We start from the raw sequence: 18,401 nt of genomic DNA, 5'->3' as shown, positions 1-18,401 counted from the left end.
GGAGACCCAGAAGTGACCACGAGACAAGACTGCGACGTCCGCGACGCCGAAGACCCCTTGCGCGAGCTGCGCCACCAGTTCGATCTGCCGCCCGGCGTGATCTATCTGGACGGCAATTCGCTCGGCGTGCTGCCCCGCGCCACCCTGGGCCGGGTGCAGCAAGTCATCACCAAGGAATGGGGTCAGGACCTGATCAAGAGCTGGAACAGCGCCGGCTGGATAGACCTGCCGGCTCGCATCGGCGACAAGATCGCGCGCCTGGTGGGCGCCGATGCCGGCGAGCTGGTGGTGGCCGATTCCACCTCGCTGAACCTCTACAAGGTGCTCTCGGCCGCGCTGCGCATCAGCATGGCCAATCAAGGCGACGCGCCCGCGCGCAAGCTGATCGTCTCCGAGCGCAGCAACTTCCCCACCGATCTCTACATCGCCGAGAGCCTGGCCCAGCAGCATGGCCTGACGCTGAAGCTGGTGGACAGCGTGGACGAGATCCCCGCCATGCTCAATGGCGAACTCGCGGTGCTGATGCTCACCGGCGTGAACTATCGCACCGGTTACCAGCACGATATGCAGGCCATCACCGCCGCGGCCCATGCCGCCGGTGCGCTGGTGATCTGGGACCTGGCCCATTCGGCCGGCGCGGTGCCGGTGGATCTGAAGGGCGCGGACGCCGATTTCGCCATCGGCTGCGGCTACAAATACCTCAACGGCGGCCCCGGCGCTCCCGCCTTTGTGTGGGCGCATCCGCGTCATGCGGACCGATTCTGGCAGCCACTCTCGGGCTGGATGGGCCATGCTGCGCCCTTCCAGTTCACGCCCGACTACCGGCCCGCGCCCGGCATCCAGCGCTATCTCTGCGGCACGCCGGCCCTGCTCTCGATGGCGGCGCTGGAATGCGGCGTCGACACCCTGCTTGCGGCCGAGCCCATGGGCGGCATGCAGGCGCTGCGCCAGAAGTCTGTGGCATTGACCGAGCTCTTCATCGAGCTGGTGGACGAGCGCTGCGCCAAGCTGGGCGTGCGCGTGGCCTCGCCGCGCCAGGCCGCGCAACGCGGCAGCCAGGTCTGCCTGAGCCTTGCGCCCCCGCTGGAACATGCCAGCTATGCGGTGGTGCAGGCCCTGATCGCGCGCGGCGTGATCGGCGACTTCCGCGCCGGCGACCCGGCCGACCTGGCGGCCATGCCGCACATCCTGCGCTTTGGCTTCACCCCGCTCTACATCGGCTACACCGAGGTCTATGACGCGGTGGAGCACCTCGTGCAAGTGCTTGCTACCCAGGAGTGGAAGCAGGAGCAATTCAACCAGAAGGCTGCAGTGACATGACTTGCCCACATCACCTGACCGAGACCATCGTCCAACAAGAGGGCGCGCAGCTCGACTTCTCCAAGGACATGAGCTACGGCGACTACCTCAAGCTCGACCAGGTGCTCTCCGCCCAGCACCCGCTCTCGCCCGAGCACAACGAGATGCTCTTCATCGTGCAGCACCAGACCTCGGAGCTGTGGATGAAGCTGATGCTGCACGAGCTGCACGCCGCCGTGGCCTGCGTGGCCGAGGCGCGCCTGCCCGAGGCATTCAAGATGCTGGCGCGCGTCTCGCGCATCATGGAGCAGCTGGTGCATGCCTGGGATGTGCTGGCCACCATGACGCCCCCCGAGTACACCGCGATCCGTCCCTACCTCTCCAACAGCAGCGGCTTCCAGAGCTGGCAGTACCGCGAGATCGAGTTCATGCTCGGCAACAAGAATGCCGCCATGCTCAAGCCGCATGCGCACCGCCCCGACCTGCTGAACCAGGTACAGGCCGCCTACCAAGCCCCCTCGCTCTACGACGTGGTGCTGCAGCTGTTGGCCAAGCGCGGCATCGCCGTGCCGCAGAGCCACCTGCAGCGCGACTGGACCGAGCCCTACGCCGCCAGCGAGGGCGTCAAGCAGGCCTGGCTGCAGGTCTACCGCGACCCCCAGGCGCATTGGGATCTCTACCAGATGGCCGAAGAGCTGGTGGACCTGGAAGACGCCTTCCGCCTCTGGCGCTTCCGCCATGTCACCACGGTGGAACGCGTGATCGGCTTCAAGCGCGGCACCGGCGGCACCTCGGGCGTGGGCTATCTGCGCAAGATGCTGGACGTGGTGCTGTTTCCGGAGCTGTGGGCGGTGAGGACGGAGCTGTGAGCAGGGCGCGCGCGGATCAGGGATCCCGCAGTCGTTACTTCGGTAACGCCAGTCGGGCGCGGTCTTGCGTTTGCTTACCGGCGGGAAATGCAAGCTGGGAGATCTGACCCCCAGAGCGCTCTGAGCACGGCGCCCACTGGACGCACTGAGCACGAGCTGACAGAGTCTCATGTTTTGCGCTCCACCACCCTGCCTATGCTCGCCATCACGAACACAAACTCAGCCTGGTTGGTCATCCTGGCTTCTGGCCTACTGGAGATCGCCTTCTCCGTCAGCATGAAGCTCTCAGACAGCTTTACACGGCCGCTTCCTTCGGTCATCTCGGTCGTGGCTGCCATCCTCAGCGTCTGGCTCATGAGCCTCACGCTCAGGATCCTTCCGGTGGGCACCGGCTATGCCGTCTGGGCTGGCATTGGCGCGGCTGGTACAGCAGTCGTCGGCATGCTCTTCTTCCAAGAGCCAGCCAATCTCGCTCGCATTGCCTGCATTGGAATGGTCGTCGCGGGCATTGTCGGTTTGCAGCTTCAGACTCCGGCCTAGAGGGTCGCCCGAGGGGCAGGTCTCGCGCCTTGCATTTCTTCCCAAGACAAATGCGTTCCTCCTCGCCTGCCAACCTGCAACAGGCAAGCATGAGATGAGGAAGGCGCACCCCCGGCAGCAGCCTACCGCCCCCTGGGCAATTCAAGCTGCCCCGCGCCCATCTGCCTGGCCACCCCGCGCGGGCAGCCGCCGGCGGATTCGGTCGAACACTTGGCCCGAGGCAGAAGTAGGCCCAGGGCGCGCATGGCGCGTTCAACGCCATCCAGCTTGAGCGGAGGCACGAAGCCGTCGATGCCCGCCGCGCGCGCGGCACTCATCTCGGGCGTGACGGACAGCGCGGCACGTCGAAGCTTTTCCAGCACGGCCTGCGATGCGTGCGAAGCGCTCACAAGAATCCATTCGGGATACAGGTCGGTGCTGTGGCGCTCCGCCAGGAGATCCCGCCTTTCGTCCAACACGCGGATCCGGCTTGTGTCGAGGCGACCTTCGCGCTGCAACGCCTCCAGGATGCCACTGCGTACAAAGCCCACGTCCACGCGTTGCTCGGCAACCAAGATGGGAATGATGTCCTGATTGATGCCTTGCCGAACCCGCCCCAGAAAGACACGCGGGTCGTAGCCACTCTGGATCAGGTGGTACATCTGAAAAAGGTAAGCGCCTGCCGAGCGCTCCTGATACGCCAGTACCTGCCTGCCGCGAAGGTCATGGACGCTTTGGATGGGGCTGTCGCGATGCACGATGATGGCCCCGGCGAATTGTGTTGAGCCGTTGAGCTTCAAGGACGCGATCGGCACCGCCGTGCCGCCCTGAATCAGTTCCACCGCCGTCACCGGATTGACCAGGGCAAAGTCCAGATGGCCCGTCGCGAGTTCACGCCCAATGCGATTGGGCGGCTGGCCGACGACCTTGACCGGCTGACCCAGCCATGCCGCAAAGTGATTGGCCAGCTCCTCCCATTGAGCGCCCTTGTTGCCGAGCCTTGGCGCATTGACCGCGAAGGCATAGTCGCAATGTCCGAGCACCGGCCACAGCAGGAGCAGGCCCAACAAGGCCCTGAGCATGGCCCGGATTGCCCCTCGGCCGGCGCCGCACCAAGACTGCCAGGCAAGGCGGCTGCTCGCTGGGCAGTTGGCGCCGCGCTTCGCACATTTCATGTGGCCCCCAGGCACGGTCACGGCGAGCTCCTGCTGACCCGTCCGGTCCCGCTCAGACGCGGAACCGGCCCACCACGGCGACGAGTTGGTCCGCCTGGCTCTTCAAACTCTCGGCCGCTGCAGCAGACTCTTCGACCAGTGCGGCGTTCTGCTGCGTCATGGTGTCAAGATGCGCCACGGCGGAGCCGACTTCGCTGATGCCGCGGCTTTGCTCGGACGCTCCTCGGCTGATGAGCTCGATCACATCGCGAACCTCGATTACGCTGGACTCGAGCTCGCCTATCGTCGCCCCGGTCGAACGCACGAGCTGTGTACCCGCTGCCACCCGCTCCACGCTACCGCCAATCAGGCTGCGGATTTCCTTGGCCGCCGCCGCACTGCGCTGCGCGAGGGTGCGCACTTCGCTCGCCACCACCGCGAATCCGCGCCCCTGTTCGCCCGCACGAGCCGCCTCCACCGCAGCGTTCAGAGCCAGGATGTTGGTCTGAAATGCAATGCCATCGATCGTCGCGATGATGTCGGCGATCTGGCGCGAGCTCTGATCAATGGCATCCATGGTGGCCACCACATTGCTCACCGCGGCCCGGCCGCGCTGGGCCAGGTCGGCGGCGTCCTGAACCCGCCTTGCCGCTTCGGCCGCGCCATTGGCGTTGTCCCGAACTGCCGAGGTCAGACTCTCCATCGATGCCGCCGTCTGCTGCAGACTGCTGGCCGCGCTTTCGGTTCGCGATGACAAATCGTGGTTGCCCTGGGCAACCTCCGCGCTGGCCTGCTCGATCTGGTCGGCGCACTGGCGCACGGAATGAACGATGTCGCGCAGCGCCTGACGCGTCTGTTCGATGGTGGCCATCAGACTTTCCTCGGCCCCTGACGCAAGCGACAGGACCGACTGCAGGTCGCCGCCAGAGATGCGCTGCAAAGCCAGGCGTGCTTGCGCCGGTTCGCCGCCCAGCTCGCGCGCCGAACTTCGCCTCATCCACACCAGGAACGCAAAGCAGAGCAAGCTGCATGCAAGCGCCAGCGACAGCACGAAGATCCCCGCCTGCCGCAGCCGGGCCTGGCTTAGGCGCTGCACCTCGTCCTTCTCATGACCCGCGGACTTCTTGAGATCCATGAGGATCTCGCGCATCTTTCGCCACACCGGCGTTTCCTTCTTCACCACCAGATCCTTGACGGTGTCCGGCTCCGAGCCTGCGAGACTCATCACCCTGTATTGCAGATCCGCTTGTTCGCGCCGCAAGGCCGCAATCTGCTCGAGCTGCGCAAGTTCTGCCCCGCTGGGCGCGGCTTGCCTGGCCATTCGTGCCGCCTCGTCCCAGGCCTTCGCCGCCGCACGAAGGTTGTCAAAGGCCTTGGCATTGGACGGCTCAAGAACCACGTTTCGTAGCGCCTGGCCCATTTGCAGGCCCTGCGCATACAACTCGGCCGTGCTTTCAGCGAAAGCGTCGGTCTGCGCAAAATAGCGGCCGACATAGCCGGCCCCCCAGAACGTGCCAGCGGCAACGAACAGCCCCGCAGCCAGCACGACCAGGGCGGGAATGAGAAGCGACAGAGTCAATTGGCGGGAATAGTTCATCGACGCCTCCATAAGCTTGGTTGTCAGGTGACCCGCGCTGGTCCGGCGCAGCGGGGCTGAAAGCTTGTCATGGAGGGTGCTGCTTCAAGACCCGTCGAAGGGCTGCCGCAAGCGGATCCGCCAACTCGGCGTGGCGCTTGTTCAGGTAGTGAAAGACCGGGAAAGCCGCCAGTGGTGGTTCAAGCGCCACCACGCGATCCGCCCCCAGGCTGTGCGCGATGGTCATGCCACTGACGCGATTGGCAAGCACCAGGTCGACACGCCCCCTTCGAAGCATTTGGAAAGCCTGCGTCAGCGACGCGACCGGCATTGGCTGCATGTCGGCAAGATGTTCTTCCACGATGCGCATGCCGCGCACATACGCCACCCTAAGCAGTCTCAGGCGATGCCAGTCGCTCACGTCGAGATCTGGGTCGCGGGCAAAGGCGACCAGCTCATACTGCTGCAAGGCGACCGGCACCCGGATCAGGTTGGGGTAGTCATGCTCCAAGCCGGCCTTGCGGTGCAGTTCGCCATCGGTCGCTCCGGAGTTGGCGCTCAGCAGCGAACGCGCGCCGGGCATGCGTTCGATCCGGATCTCGATGCCGAGTTGCCGGTAGGCGTCCCGCAGCAATTGCTCGGATGCCAAGGAGGCTGGTTCCGGATCTGCAAGGGTTGAAATATGCAGGACGGCGTACCGGGCCAACGCCACATGAGGCAGTCCGATTGCAGCCAGTATCAGAACCCTGCGGTTCATCATCCGTCACCACCACTGAGTACATTGCTTCGCCAATTGTGCGACGTATCCACCAGAAGACTTCAAGCTCACAAAGCCATCGAGTCATCACTGAATAACAGCCGATGCAAGATTCCTGGGTATCGAACCCCAGCTAAAGCACTTACGGAGCTCAAGCTCCGCGCCCCGGGCGGTCTCGCACTTCAACCTTGAAACCCCACGAACCGACGTGGGGAGCACACCGAAACACCCCCCGCGTTTCGGGGGGTGCCATGAACACCCAGCGGTGCTAGAAGACCCCGGGTAATGCGCTTTGATTTGGTCGGTCCTCGTCGCTTTGCACTCTTGAGGAGTTACCCGATGAAGTATTCAAGAAATAGACTGATTGCAGTCGCTGCAGCAAGCGTGATGCTTGGCTCCGGAAGTCCAGCGTCAGCGGTTTCAATCGTTTACCAGGTGAGCGCAGTTGCGTCCGGCACTCTTGGCGGCTCCCCATTTTCCAACTCGCTTGTCACACTGAGTCTGACGGCCGACACGTCCAGCGTTGCTGCCTCGCCAATATGTCCGACTTGCGTCGCCAATTTGGGAACTACAACGGTAAACGTCGCAGGCATTGGCACCGGCACAGTGACAGACGCAACCGCGGTCTTCGCGACGGTCACACCCTTCGATCCTGGCAGTCCGGGATTTCCGAATCTGCCCTATATATCCATAGCGGTCTTGGACCATCCGCCGTCAACCGCCACAAACAATGACATCGGCATCATTGGAACCAATAACCTGCTTGGTTATGACCTTCGATCTCCCATCGGGCCAATTGCCGGCTCCGGGGGCTTGCTTTACGATCCGGGCCTTCTCCACACCACACTTGGAAATCTTTCCTTTGCGTCTCCGATCCTGCCGGCTAGCCAGGGAACCTTTGTTGCTACGGCGGTGCCAGAGCCCTCCAATTGGATACTGATGTGTCTAGGCCTCGCGGCCATCGCCGCCGAATTGAGGCCGCGGCGGACGATGAGTCGAGGCGAGCCGCACTTCGATGGGTGGCGGCACATAGGAACCTGAGGGTCAGATACCCTCTTGCGTTGCCAGCCGACCGGCAGGCGCAAGACAGAAAACCCTCAACCTGCCATCTGCGCCTGAACGCAGACCGTGTACGGGGCCGTGACGAATCCATAGCCGCAAGCCTCCAGCAGCGCGGGCGGCACGCCTTCCTACTGCGGAGTGCCACGGGCCGACGCACATCATTGGGCCTCGCGAATCAACGCGGAAATCCCGCCACAGTTCGCAGCCCTTTCCGGATGGCTTGCCAGGCGCCTGGCGAAATTCCTGGCTTACCTCCCCAATACACCTGGGCAGCCGGCAGCAAGCAGCGGGCTTTGCGCCATCACCCTCCCCATGACCCCTGGTACAGCAGGCCCACCCTCCCGCCCCCTACAATGCGCCACCTTGATATATCAAGGCCGGCGCATGCCCAAGAGGTGGGCGTTACGGCCTGACGACGGAGCAGACAAACGCCATGGACACCCGCACCCACACCATCACCCTGCGCATCGCCGCCCTGCGCGATGCCATGAGCGCCGCCGGCGTGCATGCCTGCCTGGTGCCCAGCGCCGACCCGCATCTCTCCGAATACCTGCCCGAGCGCTGGCAGGCGCGGCAATGGCTGTCGGGCTTCACCGGCTCGGTGGCCACCCTGGTGGTGACGCTGGACCGCGCCTTGCTGTTTGCCGACAGCCGCTACTGGACCCAGGCCGAGGCCGAGCTGGACGGCACCGGCATTGAGCTCTTCAAGGTCAACAGCGCCGCCGCCGCCAACCATATCGAATGGATCGCCGAGCAGCTCAAGCGCGGTGAAACCCTGGCGGTGGACGGCCAGGTGCTGGGCCTGGGCCTGGCGCAGCAGCTGCGCGCCGCCATGCTCAAGGCCGGCATCACGCTGCGCACCGATCTCGACCTGATCGAGCGCATCTGGCCAGGCCGGCCCGGCCTGCCCGGCGCGCCGGTGTACGAGCACCTGCCGCCGCAAGCCAGCGTCACGCGCGCCGACAAGCTGGCCCAGCTACGCGCCGCCATGGCCCGCCATGGCGCCAGCCATCATTTCATCTCCAGCGTCGACGACGTGGCCTGGCTCTTGAACCTGCGCGGCGCCGATGTCTCCTACAACCCGGTGTTCATCGCCCATGCGCTGCTGGATGCCAGCACCCTGACCCTGTTCATCGCCCCCGGCAAGGTCGACGCCGCCCTGCAGGCACAACTGGCCAAGGACGGCGTGAGCCTGGCCGACTATGACAAGGCGCCCGCCGCCCTGGCCGCCCTGCCGGTCGGCGCCACGGTGCTGATGGACCCGCGCCGCGTCACCCTGGGCCTGCGCGAGGCGGTTGCGGCCGGCGCGCGCGTGATCGAGGCCATCAACCCCAGCACCCTGGCCAAGAGCCGCAAGTCCGAGGCCGAGGCCCGCTTCGTGCGCGAGGCCATGGAGCAGGACGGCGCGGCCATGTGCGAGTTCTACGCCTGGTTCGAGGCCGCGCTGGCCAACAAGGAACAAGGCATCACCGAGCTCACCATCGACGAGCAGCTCAGCGCCGCGCGCGCGAAACGCCCGGGCTTCAAGGGCCTGAGCTTCTCCACCATCGCCGGCTTCAATGCCAACGGCGCCCTGCCTCACTACCGCGCCACCGAGGAAGCACATGCGGTGATCGAGGGCGACGGCCTGCTGCTGATCGACTCGGGCGGCCAGTACCTGGGCGGCACCACCGACATCACACGCGTCTGGCCGATCGGCGAAGTCACGCCGGCGCAGCGGCGCGACTTCACCCTGGTGCTCAAGGGCACCATCGCGCTCTCGCGCACCTGCTTCCCGCGCGGCACGCTGAGCCCCATGCTGGACGCGATCGCGCGCGCGCCGATGTGGGCCCATGGCCTGGACTACGGCCATGGCACCGGCCATGGCGTGGGTTACTTCATGAATGTGCATGAGGGCCCGCAAAGCATCTCCAAGGCGGTACCCGACGCCAATATGGCGATGGAGCCCGGCATGATCACCTCGATCGAGCCCGGCCTCTACCGCAGCGGCCAATGGGGCGTGCGCATCGAGAACCTGGTGCTGAACGTGGCGCTGGACACGCCCGAACGCGGCGCCTTTGGCGAGATGCTGGCCTTCGAAACCCTGACCCTGTGCCCGATCGACACGCGCTGCATCGCGCGCGAGCTGCTGGGCGCCGAGGACATCGCCTGGTTGAACCAGTACCACGCCGAGGTGCGCCGGCGCCTGCAGCCGCTGGTCGCCGGCGCGGCGCTGGACTGGCTGCTGCTGCGCACCGAAGCGATCTAAGCCAAGCTGCCAAGCCCCCTCAGGGGTTGGCATCCGAAGCGCGCTGAGCCCCCAGCTCCAGCGCGCCTTGCACTTGTTGACCCACCGCTTGCGGCGCCGGCAGGCCGCCAGGCGCGCTGGCGGCCACGGCGGATGGCGCGGGCTTGTTGAGCTGCTGCACCTGCTTCTTCATCACGAACATGACGACGGCAAAGGCGATCACGAGGCCGAGGATGCTGAGGGCGGCGCGCATAGGGATAGCTCCGATGGTTTGTTGCGGGTGAAGCGTCGGTCAGCCAAGGCTGCCGGTCTGCCGCGGCAGCGGCGCCACGCGAGGCAGCTCGATACAAAAACTCGTGCCCACGCCGAGCGCTGACTCCACATCCAGCCTGCCGCCCAGGGGCGACTCGACCAGGCGCCGTGCATAGGCCAGGCCCACCCCCGAGCCGCCCCGATCCGGCTTGGTGGTGAAAAAGGGTTTGAAGACCTGTGCCAGCACCTCTGGCGCCATGCCACGGCCGTCGTCGCGCAACAGGATGCGGATGGTCCCCGCCGCGTCGGCCTGCGCCTCGATCAGCAGCAGCCCGCTGCTTCTGCCCTCGAAGGCATGGGTGGCAGCGTTCTGTATCAGATTGAGCAAGACCTGACCCAAGGGGCCAGGATAACTGTCAAATTGCAGGCCCTGCTGCAGGCGGCGCTCGATGCGCCAGCTCGCATTGGCAAGCGTGGGCTTGAGCAGGGTCAGCACCTCGTCCAGCAATTGCTCCAGCTCGAACACGCGCCGGCGCTCGGAGACCTGGTCGATGGACAGCTGTTTCAGCTGCGTGGCCAACTCGCCGCTGCGCTGGCCCGCGCTTTCGATGATGGCCACACCCTCTTGCACCTGACGCAAGAACGCCTCCAGCTCCGATTTGCGCAGGCTGCCGTCCTGCAACTTGCCCTGAAAGGCATTCGCCTTCTCGGTCAGGGTGCTGGCCGCGAGTCGGGTGTTGCCAATCGGGGTGACGAGGTCATGCGCGATGGATGGCACGAGTGCGGCCAGCACCGCCTGCGACTGCGCGCGCTCATAGCTGGCCTGCACCTCCAGCAGGGCCGTGTCGCGTTGATGCAGCTGGTGGGTGCGCGCGGCCAGTTGCTCGCCCATATGGTTGAAGCTGGCCGCCACCAGTTGCAGCTCGTCGCGGGCCTGCAGCTCGATGGGGGTGGTGAGGTCGCCCGTGGCCATGCGATCCGCCCCGGTGCGCAGGGTCTGTACCGAGGCCATCACCACCAGATAGGCCGCCGCGGCGAGGTAGGCGAACACCAGCATGGACGCGGCGGTCAGCAGGGCCGCCTGCCTGAGTTCGGCGTCCAGGCCTTCGGCGCGCTGCTCCAGCAAGCCCTGCAGGCGCGGCAGCAGGAGGTTCTGCGCCTGCTCGAAGCCCAGATCTATGGCCTTGCTGGCAATCTCGACATAGCGCTCCGGTGGCGTGGCCCTGTCGCCTTTGACAATGTCCTCGTTGACCACGCTCAAGAGGGCGTCGATGGCGGCATTGAACTGGGTGGAGAACTGCAGCAGCGGCTCGGCCAGTTGCGGGCTGCTGCGCGCCACCTTGCCCAGGCTGACTTCCAGCGCTTCGCGCTTGCTGCGCAGCACCGCCAGCTCGCCCGCAAAGCTCAGCCGGCTGCTGTCGTCCACGGTCTTGCTGGCCAGCACCGCGGCACCATGGGCGCGCAGCTGGCCCAGCAGCTCCAGCGTACCCGGCATATTGAGGGTGGCCGCGTCTATCAGGTGGTAGCTGGCAGCCCCGGAATCCAGCACCAGCGAGCTGGTATCGCCCAGCTTGGCCACCATGTCGAGCAGCAGCTGTATGAAGGCCGTATGCGCCCGGCGGTTCTCGGCCGCGCCCATCTTCAGGCCCGCGGCGCCGCGCAGCAGCTCCCACCGAACCCTTGCCTCCTGCCATTGCGCATCCAGCTGCAGGCCCGCGCCATACCGAGCCAGCGCCAGGTCTGCCTCAGCCAGGGCGCGCTCCACCTCCTCCTGCTTGGCGTCGCGCCGGCCGCTGAAGCTGGCCGTACCGCCCAGCATGCCGGCCGACAAGCCGCGATGCTGCTGCGCTAGCTGAATCAACGCGAGCAGGGCGCGGTCAAGCGCCACGCCATTGAGCTCAAGCCGGGTCAGCTCCCGGCTGCGCTGCAGATTGCGCGCCAGCGGGTAGAACAGGAACAGGATCTCGCTCAGCGCCAACACCCCGATAAGCGCAAACTTGTAGGGGTAGCGCAGCCGGCGCATGAGGGCGACCGCCGGGGCCAGCAGATGTTTGACGAACACAAGCATGCGAGATGGGCGTGATGCGGTCTGGCAGCAAGTGTCGCATCAGATGCCCGCGCCTTTGGCCCCGCCTGAGAGGCAGATCCGGCGACCTACGATGCGCCCGCACCCGCATCCGCCGCAAGGCCAGGGGGCGCGGGCATCGGCCTGGCCAGCAGACCATAGGCGGCAATGCCGCCATAGCACAGCGCCGGGATGAGCAGGCTGGCCGCAAGCCCCGCCGCGTCGGCCAACGCCCCCACCGCCACCGGCACGATGGCGCCGCCCACAATCGCCATGCACAGCAGGCCCGAGCCTTGCGCGACGCGCGCCCCCAGGCCCTCGACGGCCAGGCTGAAGATGGTCGGGAACATGATGGCATTCATCAGCCCAATGCTCAGCAGCGCCCAAGCAGCCGGCGGCCCGCTGGCGAAGGCGGCGACCAAGGCCAACGCGCCAGCACCCAGGGCCACGGCCGCCAGCGCCACGCCGGGGGCAATGCGGCGCAGCAGGGCCGCACCGGCAAAGCGCCCCAGCATGGCGCCACCCCAGTACAGGGCGATGGCGGAACCTGCGCGGCGCTCATCCAGGGCCAGGGTATCCGGCTGCATCAGGAAGTTGACCAGCAGGCTGCCGATCGCCACCTCGGCGCCCACGTACAGGAACATCGCCAGCACGCCCAGGCCCAGGCGCGGCCGAGCCAGCAGGCGCCAGGAGGCACCGCCCAGCATGGGCTCGGCCATCAGGCTGCTTGCCAAACGTCCGCGCACCCACCAGAAGCCGACCGCCATCAGCAACAGGAGCGTGGCAATGCCCAGGTAGCTGCGGCCGATCAGCTGCGTGGCGGCGGCGCCGCCAGCGTCATGCTCGCCGCCCAGCAGCAGCTGGGCGCCAAGCAGGGGCAGCAGGGTCGTGCCCAGGGAATTGAAGGCCTGCGCGAGCGTCAGGCGGCTGTGCGAGCTCGCGGCGCTGCCCAGGCCGGCGATCAGGGGGTTGGCCGCCACCTGCAAGATGGTGATGCCGGCGGCCAGCACGAACAGCGCCAGCAGGAACACCGCATAGACCGCATAGACCGCGGCCGGCAGGAACAGCAGACAACCCAGCGCCATCACGACCAGGCCGATCACGATGCCGCGGCCGAAGCCGAGCCGGGCCAGCAAGCGCCCGGCCGGCACCGACACCAGGGCATAGGCGGCAAAGAAGGCGAACTGGACCAGCATGGCCTCGGCATAGCTGAGGACGAACACGCTTTTCAGCTTGGGCAGCAACACATCGTTCAGGCTGGTGATGCCGCCCCAAAGAAAGAACAGGGCCGTCACTGCGGATTGCAGCGACGCTGCGCCGGGCGAGGCTTGGGATGCACGCATGCGAAAGGTTCTCGGATGAAATGGCAATGGGCGGGCCCGGGGCCCGCCGCGAACAAGCAGCCGGGCTCAGCCCTTGCCGCCGAGGCGCCAGGTCGCGCTGATGCCGAAGCTGCGATAGGCGTTGCGGCTCAGGTACTGCAGCACGCCCGAGGCAGGGGCCAGGTAGTAAGGCACGAGCGTCTCGGCGTACCACTGATTGCCCAGGTTCTTGCCGAACACCGAGACCTCCCAACGCCCGTCGGATGGGCCGATGCCAACGCTGGCGTTGAGCAAGCCATAGGCGGGCTGCACCAGGCGCTGGTCGCCCGTCGCCGAGAAACTCACGCGGTCGCGCCAGTTGTAGTTCAGCTGGCCGAACACCTTGCGGTCGCCGATCCTGGTGTCATAGCGCGCACCCAGGTTGTAGCTGAGCTTGGGCGCATTGGTCAGCGCCATGCCGCTGACGTTCTTGGCCGGTGTCAGGCCTGGGGCCGGTGCGGCGCAGCCGGTTTCGGCGCCGGTGCATTGCGCGATGTAGTCGCCATAGCTCGCGTCCACATAGGCCAGCGCGGCATTCAGCATCCAGCCAGCGCCGACACGGGCCTTGAACTCCAGCTCGACCCCCTGGGTGTTGAGACGGTCCGCGTTGGCGGTCACGAACTTGCTGGTGGTGACGCCCGTCGCCGCATCCACCTGCTGCACAAAGGCCTGGGTCTGGAAGTTGTCGAAGTGCGTCTTGAAGACGGCGGCGTTGATGGCCGCCTGGCCATCGAACAGGCTGGCGCGCAGACCCGCCTCCAGCGTGGTCGGGATCTCGGGGCGCACCAGGTCCACCGGCTTGGAGCCGAGGTCGGAGAAATTCAGACCCGGCCCCTTGTAGCCGCGCGCGGCGGTGGCATAACCCATCACATCGCGGCTGAAATCGGCCTGGGCAGTGAGGCGCCAGGACAGGTTGTTGTCGCTCACCCGGCCCAAGGTCTGGCCGGTGCCGAAGCCGGGTCTGACCTTGGCCATGGGCGCGCCGTTCACCAGCGCGGGGCGCCCCTGCCAGTCGATCGAGGCGGCCTCATGCGTGTAGCGCGCACCGGCCGAGAGCTTGAGCTTGCCCAGGCGCACGCCGGCCTGGCCAAACAGGGCCGAGCCCGAATTCTTGCTCAGCGACTCCTGGCCCCAACCGCCTGAGACGGAGGCGAGATACATGGGCAGGGTCACGCCCGGCGCCACCGGAATCGCGGGCGGATTGAGGGCCAGCAGATTCAGGGTCTTGTCGTCGCTGCCCTGGTTGCGCTGGTCGTAGGCGAACACGCCGCCCACCCATTCGAAGCGTCCGCCGCTGGGCGAGGTCAGGCGCAGCTCCTGCGAGCGCTGTTTGAGATCACCGGTGCCGCGGTTGTAGTCCACCAGGCTGAGCGGCAGCATGTCCACATCGTTGTTGGAGCTGGTTTTCCAGGTGCGCAGCGCAGAGATCGAGGTCAGCGAGGCCCAGCCGAGGTCGTACTCCAGTTCCACCGACAGGCCGGTGCCACGGGTCGCCTGGCTAAAATCGCTGCCGCCCGCATTGGTGGCGGCATTGCGCGGCCCGGCCACGATGCCGTTCAGGCCCAGCTGCCCCGCCAGGCTGGGGGCGAAGCCGGACAGCGGTGGGCTTTGCTGGGTACGCCCGGTCGCCTCGCGCAGCGTCGGCGCACAGCAGTCGGCGGCGCTGCGTGACCAGTCGGCGATCACATAGACATCCAGCCCATTGCTCAGATTGAAGAGCGCCTTGGCGCGCAGCATCTGCTCGTCCTGGTTGTTGAGGGCCTTGCCGCTGGGGGCATGGGTGATGAAGCCGTCCGCGGTGTTGGACGCATAGGCCAGGCGCAGCGCGCCGGTCTCGCCCATCGGGGTGTTGGCGACCAGCTGCGTCTTCAGCTCGCCGAATTTTTCACCATAGGACAGCGACATCTCGGCCGAGACCTCGCCCAGGCGCGGGCGCTTGCCCACCACCGAGATCAGGCCGGCCGAGGCGTTCTTGCCGAACAGCAGGCCCTGGGGCCCGCGCATCACCTCGATGCGCTCGACGTCGATCAGACCGCCGGAGCCCTGGCCCGAGCGCGCCAGCGGCACGCCATCCACCACCATGCCGACGCTCTGCTCGATGGTGTTGGCAAACACCGAGGTGCCCACACCACGCATCTGGAAGCCCTGGTTCGACGAGTCGGCGCCCGACACGAACTGCAGGCTGGGGGAGATCTGGCGCAGCTCGGTGGCCGCAGCAATACCCTGGCTCTTCAGCTCGTTGGCGCCATAGGCGCTCACCGCCTGCGGCACGTCCTTGAGTTGCTCCAGGCGCTTTTGCGAGCTCACCACCACCAGCTCCAGCTTCTGCGTCTCGGCGGCGTCCGCGCTCTTGGGCTCGGCCGCCTGGGCCTGTGCGCCGGTGACCGCCAGCGGGCCGCAAAGCAGCAGGCTGGCACAGGCGGCGCCGATGGCGTGGCGCGGCCAATGAGGGGAATGATGCATGGCTTGTCTCCGTCTTGGGTTGCAGTTCGACCGATGCTCTTACTTTGCTACTCATAAGTAAATCAAGCAAGTTAGAACTTACCCCGAAGCGTGGTCGCCTCGGCGACAGGGCCAGGATCAGGCCCTATAGCGCATCCAGCACCAGTCGCCTGACGATGGCATGCTGCGCGGCAAAGCTGGGCGCATCGCCCACCATGGAGCGGCACACCGTCATGCCGCGGTACAGCGAGACGCCGAAATCCCGCAACAGTTCCAGCCGCTCCGCACTGACCGACAGTTGCTCGACGATGGCCTGCCAGCTGGCCTGAAACTCAAGGTCACGCCGCGCGATCACCGGTGCCACCGCCTCGCGGCACTGCGGGTCCCGGTGCGCCGCCAGCAGCAGCTCGACCAGCGCCATCTGATTCACCGAGCCGCTCTGGTGAAACGCCGCCTCGAACACCGCCAGGATGCGCTCCGCCGCGGTCAGCGAGGCCGGCGCCACGACCCGGAAATCGGCCGCCATCTCGTCGTAAATGCTGTTGGCCACGGCCGCCATCAGCTGGAACTTGTTGGCGAAGTGGTAGGACAAGGCTGGCTGGGTCAGGCCCAGGCGCTTGGCCACGCCGGTCAGCGTGGTGCCCGCATAGCCAAGCTCAGCCAGACAGAGCTTGGTGGTCTGCAGGATGCGCGCCTGGGTCTGGGCGGTCATCTCGGCATTGGTGGTGCGGATCTTCTTGTGGCCTGCGGTGGTCTTGGTGCTCATGGCATGCATTTTGGTGGACAGGGTCGCCATCGGCCGCGGCTCAGCAGAAACCCCAGGCTGGCTCGACACAACAACAGCAACATACTAATATGTCGCAAAGTAAGTTACAAGAAACCAGGCATGACAGTTTCCAGATTGCGCGTGCGCGCAGACCAGTTCCTCGACGAGCACGGCCGCCAGATCATGCTGCGCGGCGTCTGCCTTGGCGGCGACAGCAAGGTGCCCGCACCCGATGGCGGCACCCAGTATCCCAGCGACTTTGCCGATCACCGCACGGTGAGTTTTGTGGGCCGGCCCTTCCCCTTGAGCGAGGCGGCCGCGCATTTCACGCGCCTGCGCGCCTGGGGCTTCAACTGCCTGCGCCTGATCGTGACCTGGGAGGCCATCAACCATGCAGGGCCCGGCGCGCATGACCAGGCCTACCTCAGCTATATCCGCGCGCTGTGCCAGCTCGCCGGCCAGCATGGCTTCTACGTCATCGCCGACATGCACCAGGACGCCTGGTCGCGCATGAGTGGCGGCAGCGGCGCGCCCGGCTGGGTGTTCGAGGCCGTGGGCCTGGACTTCCGCTGCTTCGACGCGGCCGACGCCGCCTGGGTGATGCAGCAGCGTTTCGACTACAGCCAGACGAGCGACCGCCAGCCCGGCTACCCGCAGATGAGCTGGCACCTCAACTATCGGCTGCCGGCCAACGGCCTGATGTGGACGCTGTTCTGGGCCGGTCGCAGCATCACACCGGACTTCCGCATCGACGGCCAGAACGTGCAGAACTACTTGCAGGGCCATTTTCTCGCCGCCGCCACGGCGCTGGCCGGCGTGCTCGCCGATCTGCCCCAGGTCATCGGCTTCGACCTGCTGAATGAACCCGGCCTGGGCTGGCTGGGCCAGCCGCTGTCCAAGCGCAGCCGCGCCGGCGCCATGCATGCGCCGCGTTTGAGCCCGCTCGATGCCCTGGCCATGGCCAGCGGCCTGCCCGTGGACGTGCCCATGGAGGGAGCCGGGCCGGACGGCGAGCGCCAGCTGCGGCGCCTCAACAAGGCCGGGCGCTCGATCTGGCGCAGCGGCGCCCGCTGCCCCTTCGAAGCGGCCGGCGTCTACCGCCTGCACGAGGGCCGTGCCGAGGCAATGGACGAGCAGGCCTTCCAACGCCTCTCGATCAACGACGAGGTGTTCGCGCCCTTCTACGCCAAGGCCAGCGCGCAGCTGCGGCAGTGCCGCGCCGATTGGCTGGTGCTGCTGCAGATCGATGCGCTCAGCGCCTTGACCAACCATCCCCTGCCGGCACGCCTGCCGGCGCAGGCGGTGAATGCCAGCCATTGGTATGACGTGAGCATGCTGGTGAGCAAGCGCTTCGATCCGCATGACTCGGTCGATCTGCTCAGCGGCGAGCATGCCGACAGCCCGGCGGCCCTGCGCGCGCGCCACCGCCGCCAACTGGCCGCCATCCAGGCGGCATCGGCCCAGGCCGGCGAACAGGGTCTGCCGACGCTGATAGGCGAATTCGGCATCCCCTACGACCTCGACGAAGGCCTGGCCTATCGCCAATGGGCGGCGGGCGCGCACGACAGCGCCTTTGCCCCGCATGTGCAGGCGCTGGAGCTGATGTACGAGGCCCTGGACGAGCTGCTGCTCAGCGCCACGCAATGGAACTACTCGGCCGGCAACCGCAACGAGCTGCGCATCGGCGATCAATGGAACCAGGAAGACCTCTCCATCTATTCGCGCGACCAGGCCGTGGCCGGCGACCCGCTGTCCGGCGGACGCGCCGTGCTGGGCTTTGCCCGGCCCTATGCCGCCGCCACCCAGGGTCGTCTGCTGACGCAGCGCTTCGAGCGCACCAGCGGCCGCTTCGAGATCAGCTACAGCGCCGACCCTTCGATCGACGCCCCCACCCTGCTGATGCTGCCGGCCATGCAATTCCCCAGGGGTTATGAGCTCAGCATCGAGGGGCCGGCGCGCGCCGCCGAACCCGGCCAGGGCCACAGCCTGCAGGTCTGGGCCCTGGGCGCCGCAACCGTGCGCATCATTTGCCAACGCAAGCCTTGAAGGTCA

At 66.5% G+C, this 18,401-nt stretch carries 14 protein-coding genes; 5 read left to right on the top strand and 9 right to left on the bottom strand.

Features of this window, described 5'->3' with window-relative positions:
- Positions 1 to 12: 12 nt before the first annotated feature.
- Positions 13 to 1,320: a kynureninase gene (gene kynU / locus WG898_RS06115; RefSeq protein ID WP_339601875.1), complete on the top strand. Its 1,308-nt coding sequence runs from the start codon at positions 13 to 15 to the stop codon at positions 1,318 to 1,320.
- On the top strand, positions 1,317 to 2,168 hold the full coding sequence (gene kynA, locus WG898_RS06110; protein WP_339601874.1) for a tryptophan 2,3-dioxygenase: 852 nt from the start codon (positions 1,317 to 1,319) through the stop codon (positions 2,166 to 2,168). Before kynU ends, kynA begins: the two co-directional genes overlap by 4 nt.
- Before the next feature lie 167 nt (positions 2,169 to 2,335).
- Here the strand turns inward: kynA and WG898_RS06105 are convergent, their stop codons facing one another.
- Positions 2,336 to 2,524 carry a hypothetical protein gene (locus WG898_RS06105; protein WP_339602264.1) on the bottom strand — a complete coding sequence of 63 codons (189 nt, stop codon included), beginning with the start codon at positions 2,522 to 2,524 and terminating at the stop codon, positions 2,336 to 2,338.
- Here WG898_RS06105 and WG898_RS06100 point away from each other — a divergent pair.
- Positions 2,445 to 2,708, top strand: a complete 264-nt coding sequence (locus WG898_RS06100; RefSeq protein ID WP_339602246.1) for a DMT family transporter — start codon at positions 2,445 to 2,447, stop codon at positions 2,706 to 2,708. The two genes, WG898_RS06105 and WG898_RS06100, sit on opposite strands and share 80 nt — an antisense overlap.
- A gap of 122 nt (positions 2,709 to 2,830) precedes the next feature.
- On the opposite strand, the gene WG898_RS06095 is transcribed toward WG898_RS06100, so the two are convergent.
- The 3 genes from WG898_RS06095 to WG898_RS06085 all read right to left on the bottom strand — a co-directional run bounded on the left by WG898_RS06095 (position 2,831) and on the right by WG898_RS06085 (position 6,177).
- Positions 2,831 to 3,769 (bottom strand): phosphate/phosphite/phosphonate ABC transporter substrate-binding protein, encoded by a 939-nt coding sequence (locus tag WG898_RS06095; protein WP_339601873.1) that lies wholly within the window; start codon positions 3,767 to 3,769, stop codon positions 2,831 to 2,833.
- A 145-nt stretch (positions 3,770 to 3,914) separates the two neighbouring features.
- Positions 3,915 to 5,438, bottom strand: a complete 1,524-nt coding sequence (locus tag WG898_RS06090; RefSeq protein ID WP_339601872.1) for a methyl-accepting chemotaxis protein — start codon at positions 5,436 to 5,438, stop codon at positions 3,915 to 3,917.
- A 67-nt stretch (positions 5,439 to 5,505) separates the two neighbouring features.
- Positions 5,506 to 6,177, bottom strand: coding sequence for a substrate-binding periplasmic protein (locus WG898_RS06085; RefSeq protein ID WP_339601871.1), 672 nt, complete (start codon positions 6,175 to 6,177; stop codon positions 5,506 to 5,508).
- A 1,492-nt stretch (positions 6,178 to 7,669) separates the two neighbouring features.
- Between WG898_RS06085 and WG898_RS06080 the strand changes: the two genes are divergently transcribed.
- Positions 7,670 to 9,484: an aminopeptidase P family protein gene (locus WG898_RS06080; RefSeq protein WP_339601870.1), complete on the top strand. Its 1,815-nt coding sequence runs from the start codon at positions 7,670 to 7,672 to the stop codon at positions 9,482 to 9,484.
- Positions 9,485 to 9,503: 19 nt separating this feature from the next.
- Here the strand turns inward: WG898_RS06080 and WG898_RS06075 are convergent, their stop codons facing one another.
- From WG898_RS06075 to WG898_RS06055, 5 genes are all read right to left on the bottom strand, one after another.
- Positions 9,504 to 9,716, bottom strand: a complete 213-nt coding sequence (locus WG898_RS06075; protein ID WP_339601869.1) for a hypothetical protein — start codon at positions 9,714 to 9,716, stop codon at positions 9,504 to 9,506.
- Positions 9,717 to 9,755: 39 nt separating this feature from the next.
- Positions 9,756 to 11,783 carry an ATP-binding protein gene (locus WG898_RS06070; RefSeq protein WP_339601868.1) on the bottom strand — a complete coding sequence of 676 codons (2,028 nt, stop codon included), beginning with the start codon at positions 11,781 to 11,783 and terminating at the stop codon, positions 9,756 to 9,758.
- A gap of 86 nt (positions 11,784 to 11,869) precedes the next feature.
- Positions 11,870 to 13,123: a sugar MFS transporter gene (locus WG898_RS06065; protein WP_339601867.1), complete on the bottom strand. Its 1,254-nt coding sequence runs from the start codon at positions 13,121 to 13,123 to the stop codon at positions 11,870 to 11,872.
- A gap of 66 nt (positions 13,124 to 13,189) precedes the next feature.
- Positions 13,190 to 15,604: a TonB-dependent receptor gene (locus tag WG898_RS06060; protein ID WP_339601866.1), complete on the bottom strand. Its 2,415-nt coding sequence runs from the start codon at positions 15,602 to 15,604 to the stop codon at positions 13,190 to 13,192.
- A 124-nt stretch (positions 15,605 to 15,728) separates the two neighbouring features.
- Positions 15,729 to 16,349 (bottom strand): TetR/AcrR family transcriptional regulator, encoded by a 621-nt coding sequence (locus WG898_RS06055; RefSeq protein ID WP_339601865.1) that lies wholly within the window; start codon positions 16,347 to 16,349, stop codon positions 15,729 to 15,731.
- A gap of 120 nt (positions 16,350 to 16,469) precedes the next feature.
- Between WG898_RS06055 and WG898_RS06050 the strand changes: the two genes are divergently transcribed.
- Positions 16,470 to 18,395 (top strand): glycoside hydrolase family 5 protein, encoded by a 1,926-nt coding sequence (locus tag WG898_RS06050; protein WP_339601864.1) that lies wholly within the window; start codon positions 16,470 to 16,472, stop codon positions 18,393 to 18,395.
- Positions 18,396 to 18,401 lie beyond the last annotated feature (6 nt).

Source organism: Paucibacter soli (genome assembly GCF_037482845.1).
GTDB lineage: Bacteria > Pseudomonadota > Gammaproteobacteria > Burkholderiales > Burkholderiaceae_C > Paucibacter_B > Paucibacter_B soli.
The sequence above is the reverse complement of the archived record's forward strand: the minus strand, read 5'-3'. Positions and strand labels throughout refer to the sequence as shown.

Excerpts from the sequence above, each read along its gene's own strand:
- WG898_RS06075 (WP_339601869.1), bottom strand. The coding sequence starts at position 9,716 with ATGCGCGCCGCCCTCAGCATCCTCGGCCTCGTGATCGCCTTTGCCGTC.
- WG898_RS06060 (WP_339601866.1), bottom strand. The coding sequence starts at position 15,604 with ATGCATCATTCCCCTCATTGGCCGCGCCACGCCATCGGCGCCGCCTGT.
- WG898_RS06105 (WP_339602264.1), bottom strand. The coding sequence starts at position 2,524 with ATGAGCCAGACGCTGAGGATGGCAGCCACGACCGAGATGACCGAAGGA.
- kynA (WP_339601874.1), top strand. The coding sequence starts at position 1,317 with ATGACTTGCCCACATCACCTGACCGAGACCATCGTCCAACAAGAGGGC.
- WG898_RS06100 (WP_339602246.1), top strand. The coding sequence starts at position 2,445 with ATGAAGCTCTCAGACAGCTTTACACGGCCGCTTCCTTCGGTCATCTCG.
- WG898_RS06055 (WP_339601865.1), bottom strand. The coding sequence starts at position 16,349 with ATGAGCACCAAGACCACCGCAGGCCACAAGAAGATCCGCACCACCAAT.
- WG898_RS06070 (WP_339601868.1), bottom strand. The coding sequence starts at position 11,783 with ATGCTTGTGTTCGTCAAACATCTGCTGGCCCCGGCGGTCGCCCTCATG.
- WG898_RS06090 (WP_339601872.1), bottom strand. The coding sequence starts at position 5,438 with ATGAACTATTCCCGCCAATTGACTCTGTCGCTTCTCATTCCCGCCCTG.
- WG898_RS06080 (WP_339601870.1), top strand. The coding sequence starts at position 7,670 with ATGGACACCCGCACCCACACCATCACCCTGCGCATCGCCGCCCTGCGC.
- WG898_RS06065 (WP_339601867.1), bottom strand. The coding sequence starts at position 13,123 with ATGCGTGCATCCCAAGCCTCGCCCGGCGCAGCGTCGCTGCAATCCGCA.
- WG898_RS06085 (WP_339601871.1), bottom strand. The coding sequence starts at position 6,177 with ATGATGAACCGCAGGGTTCTGATACTGGCTGCAATCGGACTGCCTCAT.
- WG898_RS06050 (WP_339601864.1), top strand. The coding sequence starts at position 16,470 with ATGACAGTTTCCAGATTGCGCGTGCGCGCAGACCAGTTCCTCGACGAG.
- WG898_RS06095 (WP_339601873.1), bottom strand. The coding sequence starts at position 3,769 with ATGCTCAGGGCCTTGTTGGGCCTGCTCCTGCTGTGGCCGGTGCTCGGA.